The following is a 25,356-nucleotide window of genomic DNA, read 5'->3' as shown; positions in this document are numbered from 1 at the left end:
GCCTATACCACATAAGGGAGGCGCTACAATTTGAACAACCCACTTATTGAACAACCATTTGCCGAAGCCTTAAAGTCAGTTGCACGGCGCGAGGACATTAAAGCGTATATTAACAAATCTCCACTGCTCTATAGCTTGCTTAGCAGGGCAGCAGGGCGTTATGTCACAGGTGATGCTCGAGCGGACGGATTGAACTCCGGCACACTTCTCCGGAATAAAGGCTACGAAGTGTCACTAGAATACATAGGCGAAAATATATGTAGGTTATCGGATTGTGAACAGGCCGTGCAGGAGTTTCAGGAGCTAATCAGAGCATGCGCAGTATCAGGGGCGGCTTCTAGAATTTCATTGGACTTATCCCACATCGGATTGTCCATTCAACCGGAACTGGCCTATCATAATCTTAGGTTACTTGCAGAAGAAGCGGAAAAGCATAACTTGACAATCCTTATCAGCATGGAAGAAACCGCCAAGACGGATCTAATTCTATCGGTATATAAGCAAGCCATTGCACATTATTCCAATCTTGGCATTACGCTGCAAGCGCATCTCTATCGAACGCCGCAGGATTTGGAAGAATTACTTCCTTTAGGAGGCCGCATACGAATCGTGAAAGGCGCCTATCAAGAGTCTGCCTCAGACGCCATGCCCCGTTCCGAAGCTTTGAACGAACAATTTTTAAAGCTTGTGGCACGCTGCATTCAGACAGGATGTACCGTTTCCGCAGCAACCCATGATGAAGCATTAATAATGGAAATGAGACAAAGGGGCTATTTCAATGCACAACATTTCGAGATCGAAATGCTGTATGGGATTCGTCCGGAGCTTAGCTCGAATTTGCATGCCGCTGGCGTCCCTGTGCGCATCTACCTTACCTATGGAGAGGAATGGTATCTGTACGTGTGCCATCGAATTGCCGAGTTTCCTCCGAATCTATACTTGGCGGTAACCGATATCATTCAAGGTGATCATTCGTCTGCTGCTTTATATAAATAAAAGAAAAAAGACGCCTTGTGGCGTCCTGTGTAGAGAAACCCAAAGATTCAGAAGATGGCGGATGACGGGAGGTGGGGTATCCCCTGGAGGAGCGAACGCGTCCACTGTTGTTATCGGGAAATCACCGCTGTAAAGCAAATAAATTAATATTTCCCGATAACAACAGTGGCCGGAAGGGGATACCCCACCGGAGTACCACGCACACATCTGAAGCTTTGTTGGTTTCCGAGGACGCCTTGCGGGGTTTTATTTGGCCTTCGCCTCAAATTGCTGTGCAGGCTGATTGCCTAACTGTATGGACTGAAACGCACCATTTGTATACTCAGATATAATTTTGTGCCAGAAGGACCGCGAAGCTGCATTGCTCTCGATTTGAGACACGATCCAGCGGCCCGGAAACAGCTCGAAAGCTTGGATAGCAGCAGCGCGGCCGATTCCGAGCTTCTGATATTTGCGTAGAATGAAGAATTCGGCCATCAGCCATGTTATCGATTGGTCAGGAGCGCGCTCCCACTCTCTCACCAGAACCAAACCCACTATTTTGCCGGAGGATCGGATGAAGAAAGGATGCCTGGTTCCGTCCGTCCAGTAATGGTCCAGCATGCGGTATTCGAATTGTCCGTAAGGATTCAGCTCCAAGCTGTCTAAATACGCACTGATCTCATATAGATAAAATTCCAATAAATTGCGTAATATCCCCTTTTCCTCGTAGGAGACCCGTTGCAGCTCTACGTTCATCTCCCCACCTCACGTTCGATTAATTCAAACGCTGAATGACTTGTTCCAGGCTCATTTCGCTCATAGAAGAAATCCGCAAATCATACTTCTCAAATGTTAAAAACTGTGTTAATTCATTCGGCACAATCACGCATTTTAATCCCGCCCTTGTTGCCGCTTTGGCCCCGTTGGCTGAATCCTCAAAAGCGACAGATTCATCCGCTGCCACATCCAAATGCTCTAGCGTTCTCAAGTATAAGGCAGGATCCGGCTTTACCCTCTCCACCTGATCGCCAGTAGAAATCACTTCAAAGTATTCTTTAATGTGCAGTTTATTCAGGAAAAACTCGACCCATTCTCTTGAAGAACTGGAGGCTAGCCCTATTTTTAGCCCCATTGATCTCGCGTCGTTCAAGTAATCCCTAACTCCATCCCTCATAGGAATCGCTTTCATTTTTACTGTATGCAGATCTTTGGCTTGACGTTTGATGTCATCTCTACCGATTTGCATGCCTGCTACTTTCTCATCAATGTATTGGTTCAGGACCGAATCGTCCGTCCCGACACACTTCACGAACAATTCCCAATGAAACTCGAGATGATAAGTCTCAAAAACTTCTTTATACGATTCATACCATACGGTTTCCGTATCAATAATCAAACCATCAAAATCAAATACAACCGCCTTAATCATGCTGAATCCCCCTCTATTTCATTTTGCCTACGGTAATATATCGTCTTCAATGGCACCCATTCTTATATACTTTATCATTTTACGGGATTCCGCTTCTACTCTCTTAGCCCCCTCAGGAGTTAACCACCAGTTGTCCTTTTGGGTCATTTGATCGTCTGCCGGACAAAGGGTATATTCAACCCAGCGGGGCATATAGGTTCTCAAAGTCAAATACGCTCTTCTTACATGATAGGCCGACGTTACGACCAATAGTCTTCGAATATTATGAAGCATGAAGGCTCTGTCCAGCACCATTAAGGATGAAAGAACATTTTCCTTGGTATGCCGGGATTCCGTTTCTATCAAAATATGCTGCGGCTGGACCCCCAGCTCAATAGCTCTATCTCTCATTAGTACAGCCTCTGATTTATTAGATTGACCAGCCCATACGGTTCCTCCTGAGAAAAGAAGCTTCGGTGCCCTACCTTTTTTATATAATTCAACTGCCGCCGGCAGCCTGTATCTTAAGCTTCTATTGCTTCCAAATACGAAAATGCAATCGCCGTACTGACCGTCGTCCACTATGCCTTCGAACAATAAGGTGGTCATCTGTTTTCTCGTTAAACGATCAGGGTCCAATTCTGAAATCCGAACGGTGAACACCCCCGCTTCCATTTAGTCAGAACTTAGAGCTCTACTTCATTTTATCATAAAACCTTAGAAACGACCGGGCATGTCAAAATATAAATGTTGCAAACATACGTTCTATGTTATACATTGGTATTATGGGTAATAATGGGAAGTGATGTTTTTTCTACGATCATGAATTCGTAATCGAAACATCATTCAAACCAAAAAAAGAACCTAAGGAGCTGACTTATAGTATGACAGTTAGATTGATCCCTTATTTAGTCATGAGCGGTAATGCCAAAGAAGCCATTGAATTTTATGAAAAAGCATTAAATGCTAAGGTGAACCAAAGTTTAACATTCGCGGATATGCCAGAAAATCCAGAATTCCCATTGCCTGATTCTGCTAAGGGACTGATTGCTCACGCATTATTGAAGGTCGGCGAGACGGACCTCATGCTTTCCGATACATTCCCAGGTCAGCCTCACCAAAGCGGCAATCAGGTTACGATCTGCATCTCAACTAAAGACGCAAGCCAATCCAAACAAATGTATGAAGCTTTGCAGCAGGGCGGTCATGTAAATATGCCTCTGCAGGAAACCCATTTCAGTCCTGCTTTCGGTAATGTAAGGGATAAGTACGGCGTTACATTCCAAATTTTTACGGAAGGTGTCCAATAAGAAGGCTGCCAGCAATAGTCGGGTAATTGGAAAAAGCTCCGCCTGTTCTATACGCCGCAGCGGAGCTTTTTCGTTATAATTAGCCTACATCAAGTAATGCAAGCCGTTCCCTTACACTTATTTCAACCTGTTAGATAAATCATCCATTTCAGCTTTTATCACTTTAATGTGCACCTTTTTTATAGCCTTCAAGTAACCGTCTAAAGCCACGAAACACTCCGTTCTGCCCTTCATGCAATTTGTAATAGCCTAAATCATAGAACGGACTGTTGCCTTCCAATTCTCCAAAATCAATGATTCCTGTGTACTTCTTGGATTCCTGAAATATGTGAGTATCGTCGAAATCCCCATGAATCAAATGAGGCTTATGCCTTAGCATAAGCGAACTACCGGATTGTATCAGGTTGGCGATTTGGGTTGTTTCCTGTTGGGTGAAAATGGGTTCCGATAACAAAGATAGATTATCATCTAAGTGCCCAAAGAGATACTCATGCATCGAATGTTTTTCGCCGTTCAGCTCGGTCCCTGGTTCGGTCCATTCCCTTCGGATCATCCCATAACCATCTACTTTTACTTCATGGATCAAAGCTAATTGTTTGCCTGCCTCGAACAGTACAGCCTCGTAATCATTCTTTAACGTACAGTCTCTAACAGACGAACCAACGATTTCTTTTACAACCATCAAGGACATATCCAGCGCTTCATGTCGTGGCTCGAAGTAAATGACCTCCGGTACGTGTAGGTTACGAAGCCTTAATAAGGAATGCACATGCACTTCCACACCGAAGCTCATGCCGATCTCAGGTAATATCCGTACGTACAACGTTTCTCCACCTGTTTGCACTCGATACACATAGGTAGATGATCCTCTTAATACTCTTACCAAATGAAAGTCTCTAATTGACAACGCTTCACCTACGGCTCGTTTCACTACTTCAATTTCTGTACACTATGCTTTTTTAATATGAGCTATTCCTCCCTTAGCGCTACCGTCATTTTACGTTGGGTTTCTCCCAACCGTTCTTCTGCGCCATAAAGAACCAACGGTTCGCTCCAGCTGAAGCCATCTCCTTTGTATCTCGGAATCAGGTGCATATGGTAATGTGTCAAGTCGTTGAATACGCCGCCGTTTTGGCATATCGTGATTCCATCTGGATGGAATACTTGTTTTAATATCGAGGATAGCTTCATAGAGGCTTCCATGATGCGATGCGCCACTTCCAGGCCCATTTCCTCCACATCTAGTACATGCTTTTTAGGAAGGATTAGGGTATGGCCTTCGTTAAAAGGAGCGATATCCAGAACGCAGGTTATATGCTCATTCTCATAAACCACATTGACGTTGGGTTCCCTTCCATTTGCAATTCGGCATCCTAAACAATCCACTTATTCTCCTCGCTCCTTTCCTATTTGCACACGCTTAGCCATAAAAATATCCGGCTTACCGAAGCCGTTAGCATCCGGCAACACGCCAACGACTTCAAACCCCAGCTTTTTATAAAATCCAAATGGGTGTCTGTTCCGGTTCGTCATGTTCATCACTTTGTCCAGCACATTCGGGTAAAGATCTTCTCCATATAGGCTCGTGCTGTTAGTCTCATCGTCTGAACCTAGATAAATGGTGATGCCTCCTCTAGCTCTGACAACCGCTTCAAAGTCGTCTACTAACGCTTTACCAATCCCTTTGCCCCGATAACTTTCCTCTACAACGAGCGGATGCAATTCCCACGCCTTACCTCTATAATTGCTTTGTCCTGCTATCCATCCTACGACGGTGCCGTCTTCTACAACAGCAATTCGGCTTATTCGATCCTCCTGCAAGCTTTCTTCTACTTCCAGGAGAGCTTCCTCCATGTCATTCCAAGCTTCCGTAAAGCCTTTCATCAACAAGACCGCAACCTCATGTATAGGTTTCTTATCTTCCATAGATAAATCAATAATGTGCATACAAGCATCCTTTCAGACTCTCTGTCTTTTTCTATTAATTGCTTGCCGTATGTTTTAAACTACATCCTTAATTGTTTTATTTTACCATACAGATTAAGAGCGCTTGGAGTGAAAAAATAAGTATGGCCATACTCTCCTAACTGAACAGCCCTTGTTCGCGGTACTACTAGCTTTTGCATCGATTGGGCTAAAACCCGTTGACAACAACTGGAAATGGAGTTACGATAAACAAAAATGAATGAATCATTCATTCATTAATGGAGGCGTTGTAACCATGAAGAAAATAATGAATAATAATCATTGGACGGTACAAGGCAAGTATGTTGTCCTTACTGGAGCTACTAGTGGAATCGGATGGGCCGCGGCAAAGGAGCTTGCTGCCCGGGGGGCGCACTTAGGCATCGTTGCTCGCAATCAAACCAAAGCGAGTGAAGCAGCTGCTCAAATCCGTGCTCTAACTAATGGACGCACAGAAGTAGACATATTCCAAGCGGAAATGGCGTCTCAAGCATCCATTCGCCAGGTTGCAAACGACATTTTGACCCGGTGCCCCAGGATTGATATCTTAATTAATAATGCAGGGGCTATGTTTGATACCCATCAGCTCACTGTCGATGAGATAGAAATGACTTGGGCCGTCAATCATCTGGCCCCCTTTCTTTTAACCAATCTGTTGCTTGATCGACTGAAACAAAGCCAGGCTGCCCGTATCATTACGACCGCCTCCCACGGTCACAAAATGGCTAGGCAGGGTATCCGCTTTGAAGATATCCGCGCGAAGCGCATGTACAGCTTCCCACATAATGTATTAGGGGGTGCAACCGTTCGCTATGCTGAAACCAAGCTGGCTAATATTTTATTTACTGCTGAATTGGCTGAACGGCTGGAAGGAACTCAGATTTCCTCGTATTGCTTTGATCCTGGCCTAGTTTCCACCAATTTCAACCAGAATAATGGGCGACTGGCTCGTATGACGATGGGAGTTATGAACTTATTTTCCCGTACCCCCGAGAAAGGTGCTGAAACATTAGTCTGGCTGGCTGACTCCGACGAGGTTGCAGGTCAAAGCGGACTTTACTATGCTGATATGCAGATAAAAACTCCATCGGTACCCGCTCAAAATAAAGCTGCGGCTAAGCGTTTATGGGAAATAAGTGAGGAACAAACGAAAAACAAAGTTGGAGTGTGAATAAGATTGAAACCATTGAATGGAATTGGAACCGAGCATGTTCAGGATGAGCGTAAAGACCGGATAAAGAAAGCAGCGCTCAAAGTATTCGCAGAACGGGGCATCTCGGGTACCAAAATGAGCATGATTGCCTCCGAGGCCGGCGTAAGCCAAGGGCTTTCCTATCGTTATTTTGATTCCAAAGAAGAGATCTTCACTATGCTTGTGCAGGAAGCTATGGAAGAAGCCCAATTTGCATTAAAAAACATTCATCATCTACCAGGCACTCCCTTGGAGCAAATCAAAGCACTGACGATGCAAATGCTTGATGAAAGTCACAAATACAGTTTTCTCCTACTACAAAACGCGCAAAAATCAGACGAGGTCCCCATTAAAGCTAAAGAAATCCTGCTTCAATATTCTCCTAAAGAAACCATCGATCTTCTGGTTCCCATACTGACGAAAGGACAACTAACAGGGGATTTTTGCGAAGGGAATCCTTACGATCTGCTGATGCTTTACTTCTCCGTAATAACAGGATTGATGCTGCAGGAAGCTCCTGAGAAAGGCTGGCTGAATGAAGTAGATCATCTTCTGAAGATCTTAACAAAATAAGACCCTTTGCGTATATGAAGTGCTAGTACTGTACTGCATAAAGCATACTAAGGAGGCATGAAATTGATAAGCGAAGAGGTTTTAACGGAAGTGCTCTCTCAACTCCAGTGTCCTCCCTCATGTGCTGAGCTTCTTGGTGGTTACAACGATAATGTGTTCGAGGTGGGTCGTGAAGAGAAGATTGTAGTAAAAATTATGGAGAGTTCAGTCTATTCATATGCGAGCCAAAGAGCTGAATTGGAATGGTTAGATTATTTACACGCACAAGGTGTCAAAGTCGTTAAACCGCTGCGTTTAAAATCGGGTAACTATATCCAGCCCATATCAAATGATTTCTATTTTATTACCTTTGAAAAGATTAATGGCTTACACCCTAGTCCGCGCGATAAAGATGTTTGGGGGCCGACCTTATTTGAACTATGGGGTGAAGCGATGGGCAAAATCCATACCGCCGCTAAAAACTATGTACCCACGAGCAATCATCCCCATTGGTATCAAAACAGCTTGCTGTTACAAATACATTCCATTCAACTTGATCCTCTCATTATGAAGAAGTGGAACAGTTACGATAAACAATTAAAAAAACTACCTAGGACTAAAGATTACTACGGTCTTATTCATGGGGATCTACATCATGGTAACTTTCTTATTACTGGAAATGACCTGACCATTATAGATTTCGCAGACAGTGAACACCATTGGTTCGCTTATGATGTGGCTATCGCTATTTATCATACAGCCCATACGGTACCGAAATTGGATAGAAAGGAATTCGTTAAAGGTTTTGTCTACTCTTTTATGAACGGATATACTCGTGCCAATTCAAACACAACGTTTCTATCACAGATCGATGATTTCATTAATTACAGGCATCTATTCTCTTATACCTATCACACACTTAATGCAGATAAGAGCCAATTAACAGAGCAGCAGCATGAATATCTCCATGAAATGGAGCTGTCGCTTTTAACCAAATCATCTTATTTAGGATTCTCTGTAATATGATCACACGATGTTGAGGTTCTCAATTGCTTCGCCCGGCACTCCATTACTATTTATTAAAAATAGCAAGAAATTCTGCATCTTCTCGTACATCATCAAATTCAGGCTGCTCCATAAACATATGAATGTATCTTGAACGCAAGCCTCCGTTGCCTTTGACCTTTAGTTCAGACAAATGCAGATGGCGCATGGTTTCTTCTTTATTTTTGGTTGTTGCCCAAACACATACAGCATAGAAGAAATGTGTGACTCCAACTCCTTGATGTTCAAGTGCAAACTCATATAAAGGCATGGCCTGTCGATACCGTTTCTCCCACATCAGACAAGTTCCAATCTCATGAGCCATGTCGCATATTTCTCCTATATTACTGGTTTTACCTTGATTGTACAGGGTCATACAGCTCTCTATTGCTGCTATAGCCCTATCAGCGGTTTGCTCATAATGATCCCAATCCTCCTGAGCACTATACAATCCGAGCTCATAAGATGTTAACCGAATATCAAATTGATTGAATTCATCCCATGAAGTGTCTTCGTATAACACGGTACGATAACGCTCAAGTTCGTTCAGAGCCTCCGCGTAGTGTTTCAAGTAAAATACAAGAAGCCCCACCGCCGTTTCAACGTATAGTACTCGGTTGTGACGATTGCTCGCTGTCGGTTCAATACAATGCATTAATTCGTAATAAATTTCGAACCATGCCTGAGCTTGGTTTTCCTGCACCCAACCAATGGCTTGAGTGCTATCGTACATCACTTTTATCCAGTAATCCGGCTTCATGTTTTCTTTCGACCATGCCAAAAAATTTCGCTGTTCTTTCGTCATCTCTGGATATCTCTTGAGAAGAGCTAGATTGTCGACAAGCTCCCAATTTGCCCAGAATCGGTCCTCTAGAGACTCACCTTCAGCATTTTGCAAATACTTTCTCGACAAGGCCACTCTTTCATCTAAACCTTTATCGCCCAAATATCCGAATATCTGATGGGCCAGTCTCACGCTTTCTATCGCATAATGAGATTGGATTAATTCTTCTTTAACTAGTTGATAAGCACTTAACAGCAAGGTTTCCTTATCTTTTACTGGGTCTATTTCCGTCGCTCGCATAAATTTTTCTAGAGCCGAGGATGCGTTCATTATTCTCCCCCTTCCAACTAGTTCATAGCCATACTGTCACTCACCCATGTAGATGGGAAGCCATATCGAAAAAGTGGAACCTTTACCTTTACAGCTCTTAACCTCAACATTCCCGCCATGCTCCGCTATAATCCACTTTGCAATCGATAGCCCTAACCCGCTGCCTGGAGTTGTACCTCTAGACGAGTCCGCTCGATAAAATCGATCAAAAATATGAGCGATTTCCTCCCCCTCCATACCAATACCAGTATCCTGGATAGTGAACCCAATCTTACAATCTATCTTTTCGACTTTTAGTTTTACATATCCGTCTGGTGTGAACTTTAAAGCATTATCGATAAAAATGAAAAGTAACCGCTGCAAATCATCACTATCTCCTACGACGCGGATATCTTGCAAAAGCTCTATGTTTTCCGCTGACCATTCAACGGTTTTCGGGATTGACTCTGTCTTTCTTACGACCGCTTCAATGATCGGTTTTAACTCCCATACTTCCTTTTTCAGCTGTAATCCTGAATCTGCTCTAGCAAGGGACAAAAGATCATTAACGAGTCTCCTCATTCGCTCGGATTCATCTGTAATATCCTGAAGCGCTTCTAGTGAAATTTCAATTTCCTCTTTTTCAGGTAAATGGGTCAGCTTGTGATTTAAAGCTTCCCACACTTTCTTCAAAAGTACTGCATTCCCGTAAATGGTCGTAAGCGGGGTTCTAAGCTCATGTGACGCATCGGCTACAAATCTTCGCTGCTTCATGGATGATTGATTTAACTCGGCATAGATGGTTTGTATCCGTTCTAGCATCTGATTCATGGTTTCACTCAAATGACCTATTTCATCAAATGGACCTTTATGAAGGATCCGAGTTCCGAAATCTCCACTATGCTGGATTCTTTTTGTCGCATTTACTAATGAATATACAGGCTTTAGAGCTTTGCGTGAACATAGCCATCCCATGTACGTAGCTAAGGATACTACAATGATCGTTAACAAACTAAGTATCCAACGCAGACTCAAAAGAAATCGCTCCATTAAGCCAACATTATAAGCAGCTTGTAATACACCTACGATGCTGCCATTTAAAATTAACGGATCACTATATACCAAGAAAGGCGTGTTATGAATATGAACCGTGGAGTAATCCCCCCCTTTATTACTTAATAATGCCTTGGAGGATAGAGGAAACTCTACTTTACTTAGATTTTCAGTCTTCGTCTTAGAACCACTGGTGAAATTGGTAATCTGGATGAATATACCTGAGCCAACGGTATCAATATCATCAAGTCCAATATACAAATTCGATCCTCGCGGAGAAATCTCCAATTGATAGGCGACATTTTTATGAATCAGCTCGGTTTGAGCTTTTAGTGATTTTTTTAAGTCATTATAAATAGAAAACTGCATGAACACATATAGTGCAATACCAAACAACAATAAAGCACATGTCAAAATACAGGAATAAAGTAAGGTCAATCTTAAACGGACCGTCACGATATATCACTTCCATTTTCAAAGTAAATATACCTTTATTATCCATATACAGATTAACTTTAAGTTAAATTAACATAAATCTTCAAGAGCCATCTGCAAAGCTTTGTCCCTTCTCTGCCAGAGCACGACGAATCAGATCCATAGCTTTAGGACCCATGCCGTGCAGTTGAAGAACCTCGGATTCTTTAAGCTTCGTGAACTGCTCCAGACGCAAATATCCAGCACCAGTTAAAGCCCTTAGTGCCGGCTTCGATATACCAGCAGGAAGATCTGACACCGGATCTACGAGACTGGCTTCCTTAGACCCATTCACTTTCATCGTCATTATGGGGGCTCCTTTTTCATTGTTTTAGAAAATCATTCCACTTAACTAAGGCAAAAACTTCGCAGCATAGTTGATTCTCATATAATCTTGCTGGAAACCATATTGGTGATACAGTGACTTAGCCGCAATGTTCTTACTTTCTACGGATAGTCGAACATCCTCAGCCCCTAGAGCTTTTAATCTCTGCAGAATTAAGGAAAGCAGTGCCTTTCCGACGCCTCGCTTTTGATACTCACGTCTTACTGCGACGGTTGGTATTCTCGCCTGTGTTCCTCTGAGGATGGATAAGACAATTCCCATAGGTTCCCCTGCTGTATCGGTACACATGATATATAGATTTGGAGAAAAGCCTGTGCCTTGGAATTCATGAACTACACTTTCTACACTCCTATTTCCACCAAAAGCATCATTATAGATCTCCGCCCAACTCTGGGCATCTGTAACGGTTGGGGTACGGAACAATAAACCAGATGCTTGACTGAAATCCTTCAATTCCAGCAAAGGGTTCAAGCGGAGAATTTCCAAGCTATTTTGCTCCTGCATGCCGAGTTGAATTCCAAGTGTCGTTTCTCCAGGAATAAGAGTGATTGCGCGGTGAATGAAATGAATCGGGATACATTCCTGTTTTGCTTGCTTCTCAAGTCTTGAGAATATAAAGTGAAACATAGCCGTACCGATCCCTCGCCTGCGCCAATCGGTGTCTACTGTCCCATAGCAGTATACCGCTATGTGAGAATCCCGTTTAACGAAACATAATGAAAAGCACGCAACGATAGTTTGCTCAGTCTCGACGACAAATGTATTATCACGTATTCTTTCACCCGGTTCATCTAAACCTTGTTCAAACTCCTCAGCCACTATCCCATTCATCAAATGAAGCGGTTCGCGGTTAATCATGGACACTATTACATCCGTATCTGACCGCCTATGTAATCGAAAGATCAATTCCATTTTCTGAAGCTCCCCCTCTTTTCTCCCATCAAGAAAATTCACTATCCTCCGCTCGCCATTGAATTCGCATTCCATTCATGCTCGAGGATGCTGAATACGAAAGAATCACGCCATCCGTCCTTAATCAACATTGCATCCCTTAATCTTCCTTCCTGCGTCATCCCAATTTTGAAAAGAACTTTTGAAGATCCTACATTTCTAGGGTCACAAGTCGCGTAAATACGATGCATTTGGAACTCTTTGAAACCAAAATCCACCAATAATTTAGCAGACTCCGTAGCAAAGCCTTGACCCCAATATTCCGGATTGACGATATATCCAATTTCACCGCTTTTGTCAGTCACACTTCGAATATTAAATTCCCCTGAACCAACCATCTTTTCAGTAGCACGCTCCATTATCGCAAATACATACCTTGTTCTAGGTAATTGTTCAGCATCTTCCATGGCCTGCTTAACAAATAATTGCGATTGTTCCTCTTCGTTAGGTCCCCATGCTTGGAATCGACACACACTTTCCTGCGAAGCATAGGCATGTACATCCGTCCAGTCGGTGAACTTGAGCTCACGTAAATAAATGCGGCTTCCTGCTAAAATGATCATGATGAAACTCCTCTCTTTTTCTTTCAATCTTGAAAAGCTCTTGGTCGATTCACTATTCGTTCCACAATACCATAAAATTCCATATCCATGACTCCCTCCACTGAGTTCGCGGCTTTCATTAAGAAAGATCCTTTTTTAAATAATAGTGCTTATGACCACCTGCATTCAGAATTGTCCCGAACACTTCAAAACCAAGCTTTAAATAAAAATCTAACGCTTGGAAGCTTAACGTATCCAGTTTTATGAAATCACAATTCTTCTCCCTAGCTATAGTTTCAGCTTGTGTCATAAGTTCCTTCCCATAACCTAATCTTCGATGTTCCTCATCAACAAAAAGATATTGTACCTCCAACCAGTTCCAGCATATTTCTCCTACCATCCCACCGAAAATTTGACCCTCTTTATTTTTTGCAAATAAATGCATCTCTTCATATTTACCTCTTAAATCAGCAGGAAAATGATGCAAATTGTACTCAATCATCTTGTTTCTAATGTAGGTTTTTCCGTCGCTGCTTAATTCATGAGATATGTATACTTCCATTCGACTTGCTCCCTTCACTATGCACATCGAGCCCCATAATATAAATTTACCTTATACTCCCTATTCCACAGTTGTAAAATATCTTTTATACATGAATATTACCGAGTGGTATCCCCTCCTACCGTCAGTAACTACCTTCTGAAGCAACCGATATTTAAGCATCGTACATTTAAACAATGTGGTCAGGCCAGAGTTAAAATAAAAAGGACTGCCATAGCGGCAGCCTTAAGATAGTACATTATCGGACCATAATGTCTGCTTGTTTATCTGGATGTACCTCATTGTGCTTCTCCAGCCGCTGCATCAATTCATCAGCCTGTTCCGGCCAATGGGTAAGGAATTCCTCCCAACCCTGAAGCACGAACCTGCCTGGCAGTCGATTGGTTCGTCCGAGCGCATCGGAAACAGCATCCCAATCAGACAAAGCTTCTTTCGATCCGATCTTTCGCTTTAACAACGTAAATACATGAGTCTCCTCCGTCACCTTATGCAGTGGAACGAAAATCCGATGGTCATCATTCACATCAAAATAGTTGCCATCCAGATCATAGAACTGAAAGTTGATTCCGCAATCATGTCGATCAATCAATTCCGTAACCTGTACTCCATTAGCTCTCAAATGATTGTACAATTCTTCGATATTTTTGACGCTAAAGCACCACGCAGCCTGCGGCTCGCCACCATCTTCTTTATAGAAGTTAACTTTAGATTCATGATCCGTATGGATCAAAAACAACCCCATGCTCGGCATCGATAACATAGCATGACTTCCCGGTTCGAGAATGCTGGCTTTCATACCCAGCATCTGGTAGTACCATTCAGCAGCCCTAACTACATCCCTTGTTGGAATGTAGACACAAGCTAGACCCTTCCATTCAAATGTTGCTGCTTGGGGTTGGTCCTCCGTCTTCATCTGTACGCTCATCATAAGCCTCCTAAATATTTTATTTCAGAGCAGTGTGCCTGATCATAATAAGGATGCCGTCGCAAGGTGATAATCTGACATTAGCCCAAATATATTGAAACATTTGTAGGGATATACCACTCGAACCGTACTATTTCTGGGTAAGCGTCTTAAGCTGAACTGGGTGTTGAGGCTCTAGAACATGCGTCTCTTCCCGTCCTGATCTTTCCACAGGAGAAACCGGTCAAACAATCTACCCTCTTCATCAATGGCCCTTATCTCCATATCGTCTGCCGTTATAACAACCTGCACAAAATGAGGCACAGCCAATGACTGCGACGTATGCCATTCTCTCTTCGGCAGCAGCCAATTAGGCATAGCGCCTGCACCCCCAGCCACGATATAAATGATGCCGTTATCCATATCTACTTTACCTTCACGCAGCGGATGGCTTCTTTCATATACAATGGTGTGAGAATTAAATACAACATCCACCCCGTACTGTTCCATCACTGGGCACAGCAGACGCATATCCTCTACCTGATAGCCACCTGAAACATACGGTGGATAGTGGAAGAATACGACCTTCCATTTCGCAGAGGCTGCCTGCAAATCTTGGACTAAAAAATCGTACTGCTCGTTCCCCGTACTCAATTCCCCTGCCGTATTCGGGTAGCTGTCCCGTTTGATGAAATCGGTGCTGTCCAGACAAATGAAATGAACATCTCCATAATCGAACGAATAGTAGTTTTGGGGAGGCGCAAAAGCGAAGAAATCATAGTACCATGACCCGTAATTTTCGTGATTCCCAAGGCAGCTATAGAACGGCGTATCCAACAGCATTTCCTTGCCCGGACCAAAAAAATACGTTTCCCAATCCTCGTACTGTTTGCCATCATTAACAACGTCACCTACAAACAAGGCGATATCGGGCCGATATCTTTTCATCTGCTCAAATATTCGCTTATTGATTTGACCCTCGGATTGATCAAATCCGCTATATCCTCCTGTTTCGCTCGTCACTGTGAAGGAAAAAGGAACTCCTCTTGGGACTGCCGTCTTTAACGGATAAGGACCTGCTTCTATTTCTCCTTGTTCGTTCTTGGAGTAAACCTTGTAGAAGTAAAGGGTGCCTGGTTCCAGTTCCTCTACGGTAATTCCATGAATGAGTGCAGCTTCTTCATTAGCCACGGAATGCAATCGCTTTTCCGGTTTCTTGTAATTCCCCTGATGTCCGCTATGTATCCGATGTGCCAAGAATATGTCCACACTGGATGAGGCCAGATCTGATGTCTCCCACATGATGGTCATAGAGTGCTCGGTAGGCCACTGCAAATAAGGTCCTTTGACGATAGAAAGCATGTTAAGCCCTCGCTTTATTAGGATCGTATAGATGCTTCAGCTATATGCCAGCAAACACCAGCCGGGTCGATCAGGTGAATTTCACTACAAATATTCGAACAACTCTTTCAGCGTCGTTATCGTATGCTTCACAGGAGCAGCAGGGACTTCATCCCGCCTATTCAGCCAAATTCCCTTGATACCAAGGGCTTCACATGGAACGATATCAGTGTGCACATCGTCACCTACATAAATCACTTCACTTAAGATAGTTCCTGCATGTTCACAAGCACTGTGGAATATGGCTTCGTTGGGTTTCGAATATCCTATGTCTCCCGAGGCGATCACAATATCAAAATAATCTGTCAGTCCCATCCGTTCCAGCTTGAGTCTTTGCTGCTTGGCATCCCCATTCGTAATGACCCCTAATCGGCGACCTGAGAGATTTTGAAGACACGGAACTACATCCTCATACGGCTGCCAATGCATTTCGAAATAGTGGATATACGTCTGGAAAAAGGTTGCCGCTTCCTCGTCACTAATTTCTTAAGGCAACAGCTCTTTCATTCTTTCCACCTGCTGCTGCTTGAAGGTTAGCTCACCGGTCAGAAACCGCGAGTAATGCTTGTTCCCAATACGACACCACACATCGTAAAAATCATCCTGACTGCAACCCCAATCATACCTAGTGCTGTAATGCTCCTGAAACGCTTGGACTCCCAAAAGCTCCGCTGCTTTAAAATCCAGCAATGTTCCATCCAAATCGAAAAAGATCATCCTTGCTCACCTCAGGAACGATTATTCGCCAATTGCTGCTTCTTGGCCGGTATTTATCGTATAGACATAAAACCCGCTTCTCTTTTCCCAGCCTCTAGCTGTCCAAAAATGATTTCCAATCTCATTGTTCTCAAGAACGAAAATGTGGCACTTATCAATCCCCTGTGCTTGCAGCTTGCTCAAACTCATATCTACTAACTGATGGCCGATCTTCTGCTTCCGATAGTTAGGACTCACCGCTAAGTGGTAGATGAATCCTCTTCTTCCGTCGTGTCCGCATAGGATCGTTCCTACAACCTTATCGTTATCCTCATATACGTAGCTAAGCCCAGGGTTTCTAAGTAAATAGGCTTCTATATTGTCCTTGGAGTCGGCTTCGCTCAGAACCAACCCGTCAATATCCTGCCACAAAGCCATCATTTGTTCATAATCTTGAATCTGCATTTCTCTCATCGTAGACATCGTCAGGTAACCTCATTCATCATTATTTTCTTGCTATGATCATAAAACGTTTGGAATTCGTCCTGATTCCTTTGACGGTGCCGTTTTCCTGTATAAAAGCTTGAAGCCGTTCAAAGTCATGTTCCTCTTGACCGAAATTAGGAATAATTGGAGTATACTTCAACGTGAATACAAGATCTTCATAACTCTGGTAATACTCGGTTACGTCATAGTCAAAGGATTGGATATCTGTAAACCCCGCCTCCTGCAGATCATGCATATATTGGTGCTTCAGCATCCCGTCCACTACACCATGGCCTTGCCCACGCTGGAACGCCTGCTTCAAGTTAAGCTTATCGCCCTCAGCGACCTGTTGAGTCAAAAACACGCCATCTTCAGCCAATACTCTTGCCACCTCGTAAGCAGCAAATTCCGAGTGACGACAAGAAATCACATTGAAAAATGAGTCCGGGAAAGATAGATTGACCGCATCCATTTGTAAAAAACGTACATTCTTCCCCTTAGCATGGTGCAGTCGGCTATTCGCTGTGCGAATCATGCTATCCGAGATATCAATTCCGACTAACAGGTGAGCAGCATCCAGGATGGTTAAAAGCGCTTCTCCTCCACCTGTTCCTATATCGAGCAGTAAATCCGATGGCTTGCATCTTTGTGTAACCTCATGATAAAACTCCCATTTATCTCCTTCAGATTGGGACTTAACTCGACTGAAATCCCATCCGTTTATAGCTCCAACCTTTTCGTAAAATTTTTTATAATCAAATACATTCATGTTGCTTCCACCTTTCAAAATGAGAATAAGTTCATTTGCGGAATTGCCCGACATTATTCAAGTTTTAGTTAGGTATACGATCAAAAGGACAGACCTCTCCCTTGATAGCTGGCACGCGTTTTTGACCCAGCCCGATAACTAAATACCTCGAATCGTACGGATATGCATCCACTTCACCTCATTTGAAGGATTAGCTTCATTATATGGGTAGATTTAACCTGCAACAAGCTGAAACGTAAGTCCATTACAAAACATTCTCCTCACGCTCATTTGGGCTAAGTTATATTTTTTTTGATATCTAGAAGGGTCTCAAGCGCAACTAGTCTTCCCTTCATTTTTTTCATCTCAAAAGATTTGGCATCCAACATGGCCTGTGCCAGGCCCAAAGCTCTGAATAGAGCCGACTTTAGAAGATACGCAAACAAATCGTCTGGATCGTACGGCTTGGCTTGTTCACTCGACGCTGCATACAAAGCAAGTGCCTCGTTAATTCTTTTCACCGAGCTCGATTGTCGAACATGATACAAACAGGTCCAGTACAGAAACTGGGATAAAGAATACAACTCATTCTCATACTCAGGGGTAAAATCAATGATAGACACGATTTGATTCTCGTAAAATATAACATTTCCAGGTCCCAAATCCGCGTGAATAAGCTGCTTGGGTGTCAAATGGAAGAAATCCAAATACTCGGATAACAGCTTCCCTGCATTTCTTATAAGCGCTTGCGCCGCAGAATCAAACTGGCATTGTTCTATGATAGATTCCAGATGCCTACTCATCCATTGAACAGATTTTACCCGGTCCCAGCTGTTGAGCGTCTGGATCTCTTCCGGTTGAAACGGTACTTTAGTCAAGCATCGATTGTACTCGTGTATATAGATGACTGTGGAGGTGAACTGTTCATCATCGTAATGCTCCGGTGCATCTCCAGGTATATATTCCAGGAGACACCAAGCGTTCGATGACAGCAAGTCTCCATTAACGGTTGGAATAAGTTTTGCCTGCCTCAAGCAGTCTGCATCCAGTACTCGTTGAACTTTATTGTAGATTTGTACGAAGTCGAACCTGCCAACCTTTTTACATACAAATTGTTGCGATTCCGTAATGACCAAATAACAGTCGTTTCTCCCCATCGGGTATACTTCTACAAGCGCATCAATAGCGTAATCCCTTCTTAGAAGCTCTCGGATATCCATGGCCTCCTCCCTCTACACGTTAGTTAAGGGTTTCGAAGATAGCCGCATGATCTGGTTGTCTTTATACTCTCCATCGAACAACTCGCGTGCGTACAATACTTTGACCTTTTCAAATCCACATTTCTCGTAGCTTCTGATAGCTCTTGTATTCCAGGTTTGAGGGTCTATGTAAATGTCCTCCACACCCTTCTCGTCGAGCAAATGATGAATAGCCAGCCGCAAGGCCGCTGTCCCGATCCCTTGATTCCAATAATCGCTCTCTCCGATAAAAATATCCATACCGTACTGGGGTTTATCCGCCTTGGCCTCATAAGCTTCGATCTCCTCCTGTTGCAACGGATAGAACTGTAAAAAACCTATAAGAGCATGATCAAGCTCGATGATACATGGGGTTACGTAGTGCTCACCTCTTGCCCGAGGCCCGTATTTATCCATTATTTGCTCGAGGGTATACTGGGTTCCAGGTCCTTCGATATAACGGAGCACCTGCTCGTCATTGAGCCATTTCAGAAGACTTGAATAATCTTCATGGGTATCCTTCATTAAACGGATCGATATTCGGTCATCCTTCGCCAGCAATGTCGACACCTCATTTCTTTCCTTTTCTAACAAAAATCATTTCTGTAACAGATAGAGAGATTCTGTTGTGAAACACTAGTATAATAGGATATAGGAAACAAACGATGGATTAGGGGGATCTAGGATGAATGAGAAAGTTACCAAGGCGCTGGACACGGCTTTAGATCATTGGAAATCCATGTCACGCTCGGACCACGATGAGGCGGAAGATACGGCAAATGCATTCGAAGCCTCTTTCTATAAGTTCATTGATGCTGTGCGTGAATGGGTAAATGAATTAGAACCGCGACCTCAAACTCTGGATGAATTGTTGGAGCAGCCCTTCATTCAAGAAATTACGGACCGGCTTCCGGTACCGCTGTACTTAAACTTTGAAACGGAAGCCGAACTTATTGTGGAAAATAAGAGTAGGATTGATGATGAGAAATACGATTAATAAAGCTTTGCTTCAGGCGCGGCGGTAAATACCGAGCGCCTTTTACTTATAAACATAGTAGAGGGTTATTCTTCATCGCGGCTGTCAAACAGCTCGTCGATCATACGCTCCTTATTGTTAAGGAACTGCTTCATGATGATGAAATGATCCGTCTCCTCCAACCGCCTGTTCTCTATCCCCTCCGGCGTCAAATAGTAGATGGTCGAGTCAGGATACGCCATCAGGATAGGGGAGTGCGTTGAGATAATAAACTGGGAGTTTTGTTGGACAAGCTCATGAATGCGCGACAGCATCGCCATCTGCCGGAATGGGGACAGAGCAGCTTCGGGCTCATCCAGTATATACAAGCCCTGCCCTCCAAATCGATGAAGGAATGCGGCAAAAAACGATTCTCCGTGAGACTGCTCATGCAGCGACTTTCCACCATAGGAATCCTTGATAGGCGGGCCGAAGGAAAACTCGCTATCCAGCTCTTCCATATGTGACGCCAGATTATAATAGCTCTCTGCCCGGAAAAAGAATCCATCCCGAGGCTTGCGCCCGCCGCTTACCAACCGAATGTACTCATGCAGATTGGAGTGGGTGGCTTGCGTCGAAAATGAGAAGTTCTTCGTGCCTCCCTCGGGATTAAATCCCCATGCAACGGCAATAGATTCCATTAACGTCGATTTTCCCATCCCGTTCTCTCCTACAATATAGGTAACCTTGGGATGGAAGGACAATGCATGTAAACTCTTAATAGAACCCAGATTGAACGGGTATTGTTGAAAAGAAGGAATGTGTTCGCGCATCAATTCGATCTGCCTCAGATAGGGATCGCGAGAGTGCATCTTCATCTGCTTCATCAGCTCCACTACTATCGGGTTAGTTATGCTAGCTTTTCACGCTATCTAACCATAATCTTTTTTACTCCCAATTGATTGTAAGTAATATCCATAATAGCAAACATAAGTTCCTATTTCAATATTGAAAAAGAGCTGCCGATAGGCAATCTCACTGTGAATAAGGAGAAGATAAGAATCCTTTAATTTCAGGCTCGATATTTATCGCATTGTCTATGTTTCAATATTTCTTGCGTTTAAAAATAATAACTCCAATTACAACTAATATTGCGATTAAAATGATTGGTACCATTGGATTTCCTACGATGAAGTAGGTGTCTCTATATTGATAATCATCAATAGCTAATACCATTTTTTCAACCTCCAGTCTGGTAAAATCCATCCTAATGTTGTTTCAATCATAGCAAATTATTAAATCGAGTATTTTTTCGATTGTTATCTATATTTTTGATTCATGATTAACCTCTAGTCGGCTGGAACTATTAAGGGGGTATTTATATTATTTATTTGTAAATCAGGATTAGCATGCTTTAGACTACCCATTAAACTCTTATCTCTAGCAAACATTATATACGAATCTCATATTCCTGAATCTTCTTTATGGAATACATTATTTGTATAGCCTCTATTGCTCACGAGGTCCCAGCCAATCATCTTAAAATAGTCACTAGCACCGAGAGTTCTAGATCTTCCCCATCTTCCAAATTCCATTGGACTGTGTAAATAAAAATATAGGTCCTATAGAATGGCTTTTCGCCCATACGTTCTGCCCCATCCAACAAACACTTAAACGGAGACTCGTCCAACTTGTCGGTATCAACAACATAAATTCCATTAATCTTCACAGTAATATTATCCGTGATTGGAATCCAACCGTTCGGCAATGGCTCCGGTTTCTGTCCTGTCACTGTTTCCTCCAAATATTATTCAGATTATCATGATTCAAATCGTTTATTTTGACAAGCCAAATTTATACCATCATTTGTAATACAACTGAAATATACCATTCATCTTCCTTTAATGTACGTGGGCTATAATAATCCATGACCCCCTTTTTAATATATAAACCTTAAGACCCGCGGCCCGTTGCCAGTGGGTCTCTTTTTTTGTGACCGTAAGGGCACCAGCCTACCTACAAAAAAGACTGCCTCCCGGCAGCCTGAATGTCACCTGCTTCATTTTTTCGTTTCTCTGCTCAAAGCCGATTTAATATCTGAACTCAGCCTCGCAATATTAGGCTCTGCAATACCTTCCATCGACAGCTTCGCTTTACGCTTCAGCTTGGCGATTCGGTATACGCTCGCGTCAATCGTTTCCTTAGTAATAGTTCCCTCCCGCGCAGCTTGGAGTAACGCATTCAGAACCGCCTGCTCCTTCTCGGGCTCATGTCCGACCAGTACTATATCCGCTCCTGCCTTGATCGCTTGAACAGCAGCTTTATCGATCGGCATCGTTTTCCCGATAGCCTCCATTGTCATGTCATCCGTGATGACTACGCCTTGAAAGCCCAGCTCACCCCTCAAATATTTCTGAATGACGACGGGGGAGAGCGAAGCCGGGAGCTGTGGATCCAGCTTCGTAACGAGCAGATGGGCTACCATCACCGCATCGGCTCCTTGACGGATCGCCTCGGCGAAAGGCGCGAACTCCACGGTTCTCAATCGATCGAGATCATGCTGCACAACCGGAAGATCCTTATGCGAATCAACCGACGTGTCTCCATGTCCCGGAAAATGCTTTACAACAGAAATAATGCCGCTAGACTGAATTCCCTTCATTTCTTGAATGCCCATAGTGCTGACCGTTTCGGCTGTGGCGCCGAAGGACCGGTCTCCTATGACCGGATTGTTCGGATTGCTGTTCACATCCAGGACAGGGGCAAAATCAACATTCAATCCGAATGCCCCCAAAGTATGGCCTAGAGCGCTCCCTACCTTGTAGGCGTAAGCCGGATCTTGCGTCTTTCCTACACTCTGGCTTGTAGGGAATGCCGGGATGTCCTTCGGCATCCGCGATACCCTGCCGCCTTCCTGGTCCACGCTAAGGAATAGCGGCAGCTTGCCGTTCACGTTCTCTTTTTGCATAGAGTTGAACAAGCTCCAGGCTTGATGACTGTCTTTTATATTAGGTCCGAAGAAAATAAAACCCCCGACATGATCATTCACAATATGCTTCCGTGTTGTATCGTTCAGCCCCGTTCCGTCCACACCGAACAGCACCATTTGTCCGATTTTCTCCTCCATCGTCATCGAATCCACTAACTCCCGGATCGGGTCTGGGGCTGGCGTCGGTATCGGTGCCACTGTTGATGGTGGGGATGCCGTATTACCTTGTTGAGACCCTCCTGTGCAGCCGGATAATGCCAGCGTGCCGAACACAAGAGTACTGCCAAGCATGATGTTCCAAAATGAACTTTTCATCCACTCACCTCCATTTTTTCCTTCTCTTGTTAGTTTGGCGAGCTTTGCTCCTATTTAGTCCTTCGAGATAAAACCAAGATCAAAATAAGCAGGAAAAGAACACAGTGCAGAGAATACTATGTTAAATAACCTAACTTAAGAGAGGATGAAACTCTTTGCTATTCCAAAAACAAGATCGACTCGTTATGATTGGAGACTCCATCACCGACTGCGGCAGAAAAAAGCCTGAGGGCGAAGGCCGCAATGATTCTCTCGGGAATGGGTATGTAGCCCTGGTCGATTCTTTCCTTCAGTCTGTCTATCCGCAGCTTGGCATTCGTGTCACGAATATGGGAATCAGCGGCAACACCGTGCGTAACTTGAAAGATCGCTGGGAAACCGATGTAGTAAACTTGAAACCGGACTGGGTGTCGATTATGATCGGCATCAACGATGTGTGGCGTCAATACGATTTGCCACAGCTTGTTGAGAAGCATGTTTACATAGACGAATATGAGCAAACGCTGCGGGAACTAGTTGAACGGACAAAGCCTTCACTCAAAAGCCTTATCCTAATGACCCCATATTACATCGAGCCGAACCGTAACGATGGTATGAGAGCAGCCATGGATCAATACGGTGCTGTCGTCAAGAAAATCGCCGATCAGTACGGGGCCATTTTCATTGATACTCAAGAGGCATTCGAGCCTGTTCTGAAGCATATTTATCCCGCTACTTTAGCTTGGGATCGGGTACATCCGAACATGACAGGCCATATGACCTTAGCCAGAGCATTTCTTAATGCTGTCGGCTTCTCCTGGAACGGAGAACGCTAAACCTACCGTTTCTCGGATTATGCGAATAGGGGCTGCCGCTGAAGCGACAGCCCTTTTCGCATTTCGGTAGCCATATGGGAAACTCACTTTCGGAGAAGGACTAGACACCAATGACTGTCAGCTCTTTCGGGTACGATGTCAGCACTTCCACACCGTCTTTGGTTACCCGCACGTTATCTTCTATACGAACGCCACCTAGACCTGGAATATAGATTCCGGGCTCCGCTGTGAACACCATGCCCTCCCGAAGCAGATCTTGATTACCTCCGTGAATGGACGGATACTCGTGGATTTCGAGCCCGAAGCCATGTCCCGCGCGTGTAATGAAATACTCACCGTACCCTTTGTTGTCAATAACGCTTCGTGCGGCATGGTCCAGACTTCCAAACGATACTCCAGGACGCACAGCCTCAATCATACTCCGATTTGCCTGCAGCACGGTCTCGTAAATCTCCTTATGCCGTTGACTGAGTTCCCCTACAGCAAACGTCCGCGTCAAATCCGAGGCATACCCCTCCACAAAAACGCCTGCATCGATAAGTAAAAACTCACCCTCACGGACTACATCCGTTCCTGGCATCCCATGAGGAAGCCCCGTTTTTTCACCGGTTAATACCATCGTATCGAACGAAGGGCCCTCTGCTCCCAGCCGCTTCATCCGGTATTCCAGCTCAGCCACAAGCTCTACTTCCGTTACGCCGGGTTTGACCAGCTTCACCGTATCGCTAACAGCTTCCTCTATACATTGAATCGCGCGACGAATCGCCGTAATTTCCTGTTCGCTTTTGATAACCCGGAAATCAGCGATCCGGTCATCCAGTTGGATGACCTCCTCAGCACCGGTTGCTTCCTTCAATGCTAAGTATCGCTTCACATTCAAATGCTCGGCTTGAATGCCCATGCGGGATATTCCCGTATTGAGATGCCGCTTCAAAACCTCATATGGATTTTCTGCATCTTGATGCGAGATAACACGGCTTAGGTTCGTTGAACGTACAGCCTTCTCGTAATCAAGCACGGGAACCATCAATAAAGGCTCCTCTCCTTTGACGCAAATCAGCGCCATAAACCGCTCGTGCGGATCCGAATAAAAGCCGGTAAAATAATAAACCAGCTTAGGCAGTGTAATAAATAGGACATCTAACGATTCATCTTCGATAAGGGAATACAGTTTATGGATACGCTCGTTCATAGGATTTGCCTCCTTATTTAACTGCGGTAGCAAGGCCGCAGGTTGGTTTCAATTCCAAGTTCATCTTCATTATTATTGTATCATATCTAATACCCCCGCTTCCTCTAAGGGGATCTCAGGGCAAGATAACTGCACATAACTATATAT

At 43.9% G+C, this 25,356-nt stretch carries 31 protein-coding genes; 7 read left to right on the top strand and 24 right to left on the bottom strand.

All coding sequences use genetic code 11. The annotated features are described in order from the left end of the window. The first annotated feature begins 30 nt into the window (after nt 1-30). Nucleotides 31-996 (top strand): proline dehydrogenase family protein, encoded by a 966-nt coding sequence (locus QMA13_RS06210; RefSeq protein ID WP_282940262.1) that lies wholly within the window; start codon nt 31-33, stop codon nt 994-996. Between the two features lie 246 nt (nt 997-1,242). On the opposite strand, the gene QMA13_RS06205 is transcribed toward QMA13_RS06210, so the two are convergent. From QMA13_RS06205 to QMA13_RS06195, 3 genes are read right to left on the bottom strand one after another with little or no spacing between them, the layout of a single operon-like run. Beyond that, entirely contained in the window at nt 1,243-1,734 is a 492-nt protein-coding gene (locus QMA13_RS06205) for a GNAT family N-acetyltransferase (protein WP_282940261.1), read from the bottom strand. Between the two features lie 19 nt (nt 1,735-1,753). Further along, entirely contained in the window at nt 1,754-2,407 is a 654-nt protein-coding gene (locus tag QMA13_RS06200; protein WP_282940260.1) for an HAD family hydrolase, read from the bottom strand. Nucleotides 2,408-2,434: 27 nt separating this feature from the next. After that, nucleotides 2,435-3,061, bottom strand: a complete 627-nt coding sequence (locus QMA13_RS06195) for a YdcF family protein (RefSeq protein ID WP_282940259.1) — start codon at nt 3,059-3,061, stop codon at nt 2,435-2,437. 209 nt (nt 3,062-3,270) lie between these two features. Between QMA13_RS06195 and QMA13_RS06190 the strand changes: the two genes are divergently transcribed. Next, nucleotides 3,271-3,696: a VOC family protein gene (locus QMA13_RS06190; RefSeq protein ID WP_282940257.1), complete on the top strand. Its 426-nt coding sequence runs from the start codon at nt 3,271-3,273 to the stop codon at nt 3,694-3,696. Between the two features lie 163 nt (nt 3,697-3,859). Here the strand turns inward: QMA13_RS06190 and QMA13_RS06185 are convergent, their stop codons facing one another. From QMA13_RS06185 to QMA13_RS06175, 3 genes are read right to left on the bottom strand one after another with little or no spacing between them, the layout of a single operon-like run. Beyond that, complete coding sequence (locus QMA13_RS06185) at nt 3,860-4,627, bottom strand: aminoglycoside phosphotransferase family protein (RefSeq protein ID WP_282940255.1); 768 nt, start codon at nt 4,625-4,627, stop codon at nt 3,860-3,862. A 38-nt stretch (nt 4,628-4,665) separates the two neighbouring features. Beyond that, entirely contained in the window at nt 4,666-5,082 is a 417-nt protein-coding gene (locus tag QMA13_RS06180; protein ID WP_282940254.1) for an HIT family protein, read from the bottom strand. Continuing rightward, complete coding sequence (locus QMA13_RS06175; protein WP_282940252.1) at nt 5,083-5,622, bottom strand: GNAT family N-acetyltransferase; 540 nt, start codon at nt 5,620-5,622, stop codon at nt 5,083-5,085. A 295-nt stretch (nt 5,623-5,917) separates the two neighbouring features. Between QMA13_RS06175 and QMA13_RS06170 the strand changes: the two genes are divergently transcribed. The 3 genes from QMA13_RS06170 to QMA13_RS06160 all read left to right on the top strand — a co-directional run bounded on the left by QMA13_RS06170 (nt 5,918) and on the right by QMA13_RS06160 (nt 8,431). Then, complete coding sequence (locus QMA13_RS06170; RefSeq protein ID WP_282940250.1) at nt 5,918-6,832, top strand: SDR family NAD(P)-dependent oxidoreductase; 915 nt, start codon at nt 5,918-5,920, stop codon at nt 6,830-6,832. A gap of 6 nt (nt 6,833-6,838) precedes the next feature. Beyond that, nucleotides 6,839-7,426, top strand: coding sequence for a TetR/AcrR family transcriptional regulator (locus tag QMA13_RS06165; protein WP_282940248.1), 588 nt, complete (start codon nt 6,839-6,841; stop codon nt 7,424-7,426). A 63-nt stretch (nt 7,427-7,489) separates the two neighbouring features. Continuing rightward, nucleotides 7,490-8,431, top strand: a complete 942-nt coding sequence (locus tag QMA13_RS06160; RefSeq protein ID WP_282940246.1) for a phosphotransferase enzyme family protein — start codon at nt 7,490-7,492, stop codon at nt 8,429-8,431. 46 nt (nt 8,432-8,477) lie between these two features. Here the strand turns inward: QMA13_RS06160 and QMA13_RS06155 are convergent, their stop codons facing one another. The 14 genes from QMA13_RS06155 to QMA13_RS06090 all read right to left on the bottom strand — a co-directional run bounded on the left by QMA13_RS06155 (nt 8,478) and on the right by QMA13_RS06090 (nt 19,513). Then, nucleotides 8,478-9,563 carry a hypothetical protein gene (locus tag QMA13_RS06155; RefSeq protein ID WP_282940244.1) on the bottom strand — a complete coding sequence of 362 codons (1,086 nt, stop codon included), beginning with the start codon at nt 9,561-9,563 and terminating at the stop codon, nt 8,478-8,480. 36 nt (nt 9,564-9,599) lie between these two features. After that, a complete protein-coding gene (locus tag QMA13_RS06150; RefSeq protein ID WP_282940243.1) occupies nt 9,600-11,051 on the bottom strand; it encodes a sensor histidine kinase in 1,452 nt (483 codons plus the stop codon). Between the two features lie 82 nt (nt 11,052-11,133). After that, nucleotides 11,134-11,376, bottom strand: coding sequence for a helix-hairpin-helix domain-containing protein (locus QMA13_RS06145; RefSeq protein ID WP_282940241.1), 243 nt, complete (start codon nt 11,374-11,376; stop codon nt 11,134-11,136). Nucleotides 11,377-11,421: 45 nt separating this feature from the next. After that, nucleotides 11,422-12,327 carry a GNAT family N-acetyltransferase gene (locus QMA13_RS06140; protein WP_282940240.1) on the bottom strand — a complete coding sequence of 302 codons (906 nt, stop codon included), beginning with the start codon at nt 12,325-12,327 and terminating at the stop codon, nt 11,422-11,424. Between the two features lie 41 nt (nt 12,328-12,368). Next, entirely contained in the window at nt 12,369-12,929 is a 561-nt protein-coding gene (locus QMA13_RS06135) for a GNAT family N-acetyltransferase (RefSeq protein WP_282940238.1), read from the bottom strand. A gap of 118 nt (nt 12,930-13,047) precedes the next feature. Then, on the bottom strand, nt 13,048-13,470 hold the full coding sequence (locus tag QMA13_RS06130) for a GNAT family N-acetyltransferase (protein WP_282940236.1): 423 nt from the start codon (nt 13,468-13,470) through the stop codon (nt 13,048-13,050). 238 nt (nt 13,471-13,708) lie between these two features. Then, the gene (locus QMA13_RS06125; RefSeq protein ID WP_282940234.1) at nt 13,709-14,398 is read right to left on the bottom strand and encodes a VOC family protein; all 690 of its coding nucleotides are present in this window, start codon (nt 14,396-14,398) and stop codon (nt 13,709-13,711) included. A 171-nt stretch (nt 14,399-14,569) separates the two neighbouring features. Continuing rightward, on the bottom strand, nt 14,570-15,736 hold the full coding sequence (locus QMA13_RS06120) for a purple acid phosphatase family protein (RefSeq protein ID WP_282940232.1): 1,167 nt from the start codon (nt 15,734-15,736) through the stop codon (nt 14,570-14,572). 84 nt (nt 15,737-15,820) lie between these two features. Next, nucleotides 15,821-16,258, bottom strand: a complete 438-nt coding sequence (locus tag QMA13_RS06115; protein ID WP_282943279.1) for an HAD family hydrolase — start codon at nt 16,256-16,258, stop codon at nt 15,821-15,823. Between the two features lie 3 nt (nt 16,259-16,261). Beyond that, complete coding sequence (locus QMA13_RS06110; protein WP_282940231.1) at nt 16,262-16,492, bottom strand: HAD family hydrolase; 231 nt, start codon at nt 16,490-16,492, stop codon at nt 16,262-16,264. Between the two features lie 21 nt (nt 16,493-16,513). Then, a complete protein-coding gene (locus QMA13_RS06105) occupies nt 16,514-16,954 on the bottom strand; it encodes a GNAT family N-acetyltransferase (RefSeq protein ID WP_282940229.1) in 441 nt (146 codons plus the stop codon). 22 nt (nt 16,955-16,976) lie between these two features. Continuing rightward, nucleotides 16,977-17,726, bottom strand: coding sequence for a class I SAM-dependent methyltransferase (locus QMA13_RS06100; RefSeq protein WP_282940227.1), 750 nt, complete (start codon nt 17,724-17,726; stop codon nt 16,977-16,979). Nucleotides 17,727-18,001: 275 nt separating this feature from the next. Further along, nucleotides 18,002-18,925, bottom strand: a complete 924-nt coding sequence (locus QMA13_RS06095) for a phosphotransferase (protein ID WP_282940225.1) — start codon at nt 18,923-18,925, stop codon at nt 18,002-18,004. A gap of 12 nt (nt 18,926-18,937) precedes the next feature. After that, entirely contained in the window at nt 18,938-19,513 is a 576-nt protein-coding gene (locus QMA13_RS06090) for a GNAT family N-acetyltransferase (RefSeq protein WP_282940224.1), read from the bottom strand. 115 nt (nt 19,514-19,628) lie between these two features. Between QMA13_RS06090 and QMA13_RS06085 the strand changes: the two genes are divergently transcribed. Continuing rightward, nucleotides 19,629-19,940 carry a hypothetical protein gene (locus tag QMA13_RS06085; protein ID WP_282940223.1) on the top strand — a complete coding sequence of 104 codons (312 nt, stop codon included), beginning with the start codon at nt 19,629-19,631 and terminating at the stop codon, nt 19,938-19,940. Between the two features lie 65 nt (nt 19,941-20,005). Here the strand turns inward: QMA13_RS06085 and QMA13_RS06080 are convergent, their stop codons facing one another. The 3 genes from QMA13_RS06080 to nagZ all read right to left on the bottom strand — a co-directional run bounded on the left by QMA13_RS06080 (nt 20,006) and on the right by nagZ (nt 23,202). After that, nucleotides 20,006-20,731 carry an AAA family ATPase gene (locus QMA13_RS06080; RefSeq protein WP_481858205.1) on the bottom strand — a complete coding sequence of 242 codons (726 nt, stop codon included), beginning with the start codon at nt 20,729-20,731 and terminating at the stop codon, nt 20,006-20,008. A gap of 701 nt (nt 20,732-21,432) precedes the next feature. Continuing rightward, nucleotides 21,433-21,690, bottom strand: a complete 258-nt coding sequence (locus QMA13_RS06075; RefSeq protein ID WP_282940221.1) for a hypothetical protein — start codon at nt 21,688-21,690, stop codon at nt 21,433-21,435. 267 nt (nt 21,691-21,957) lie between these two features. Beyond that, nucleotides 21,958-23,202 carry a beta-N-acetylhexosaminidase gene (gene nagZ / locus QMA13_RS06070; protein WP_282940220.1) on the bottom strand — a complete coding sequence of 415 codons (1,245 nt, stop codon included), beginning with the start codon at nt 23,200-23,202 and terminating at the stop codon, nt 21,958-21,960. Between the two features lie 185 nt (nt 23,203-23,387). Here nagZ and QMA13_RS06065 point away from each other — a divergent pair, with 185 nt between their 5' ends. Then, the gene (locus QMA13_RS06065; RefSeq protein ID WP_481858204.1) at nt 23,388-24,017 is read left to right on the top strand and encodes an SGNH/GDSL hydrolase family protein; all 630 of its coding nucleotides are present in this window, start codon (nt 23,388-23,390) and stop codon (nt 24,015-24,017) included. Between the two features lie 100 nt (nt 24,018-24,117). Here the strand turns inward: QMA13_RS06065 and QMA13_RS06060 are convergent, their stop codons facing one another. After that, nucleotides 24,118-25,209 (bottom strand): M24 family metallopeptidase, encoded by a 1,092-nt coding sequence (locus QMA13_RS06060; RefSeq protein ID WP_282940216.1) that lies wholly within the window; start codon nt 25,207-25,209, stop codon nt 24,118-24,120. Nucleotides 25,210-25,356 lie beyond the last annotated feature (147 nt).

Origin of the sequence: Paenibacillus sp. RC67 (genome assembly GCF_030020805.1) — a bacterium.
Lineage (GTDB): Bacteria > Bacillota > Bacilli > Paenibacillales > NBRC-103111 > Paenibacillus_S.
The sequence above is the reverse complement of the archived record's forward strand: the minus strand, read 5'-3'. Positions and strand labels throughout refer to the sequence as shown.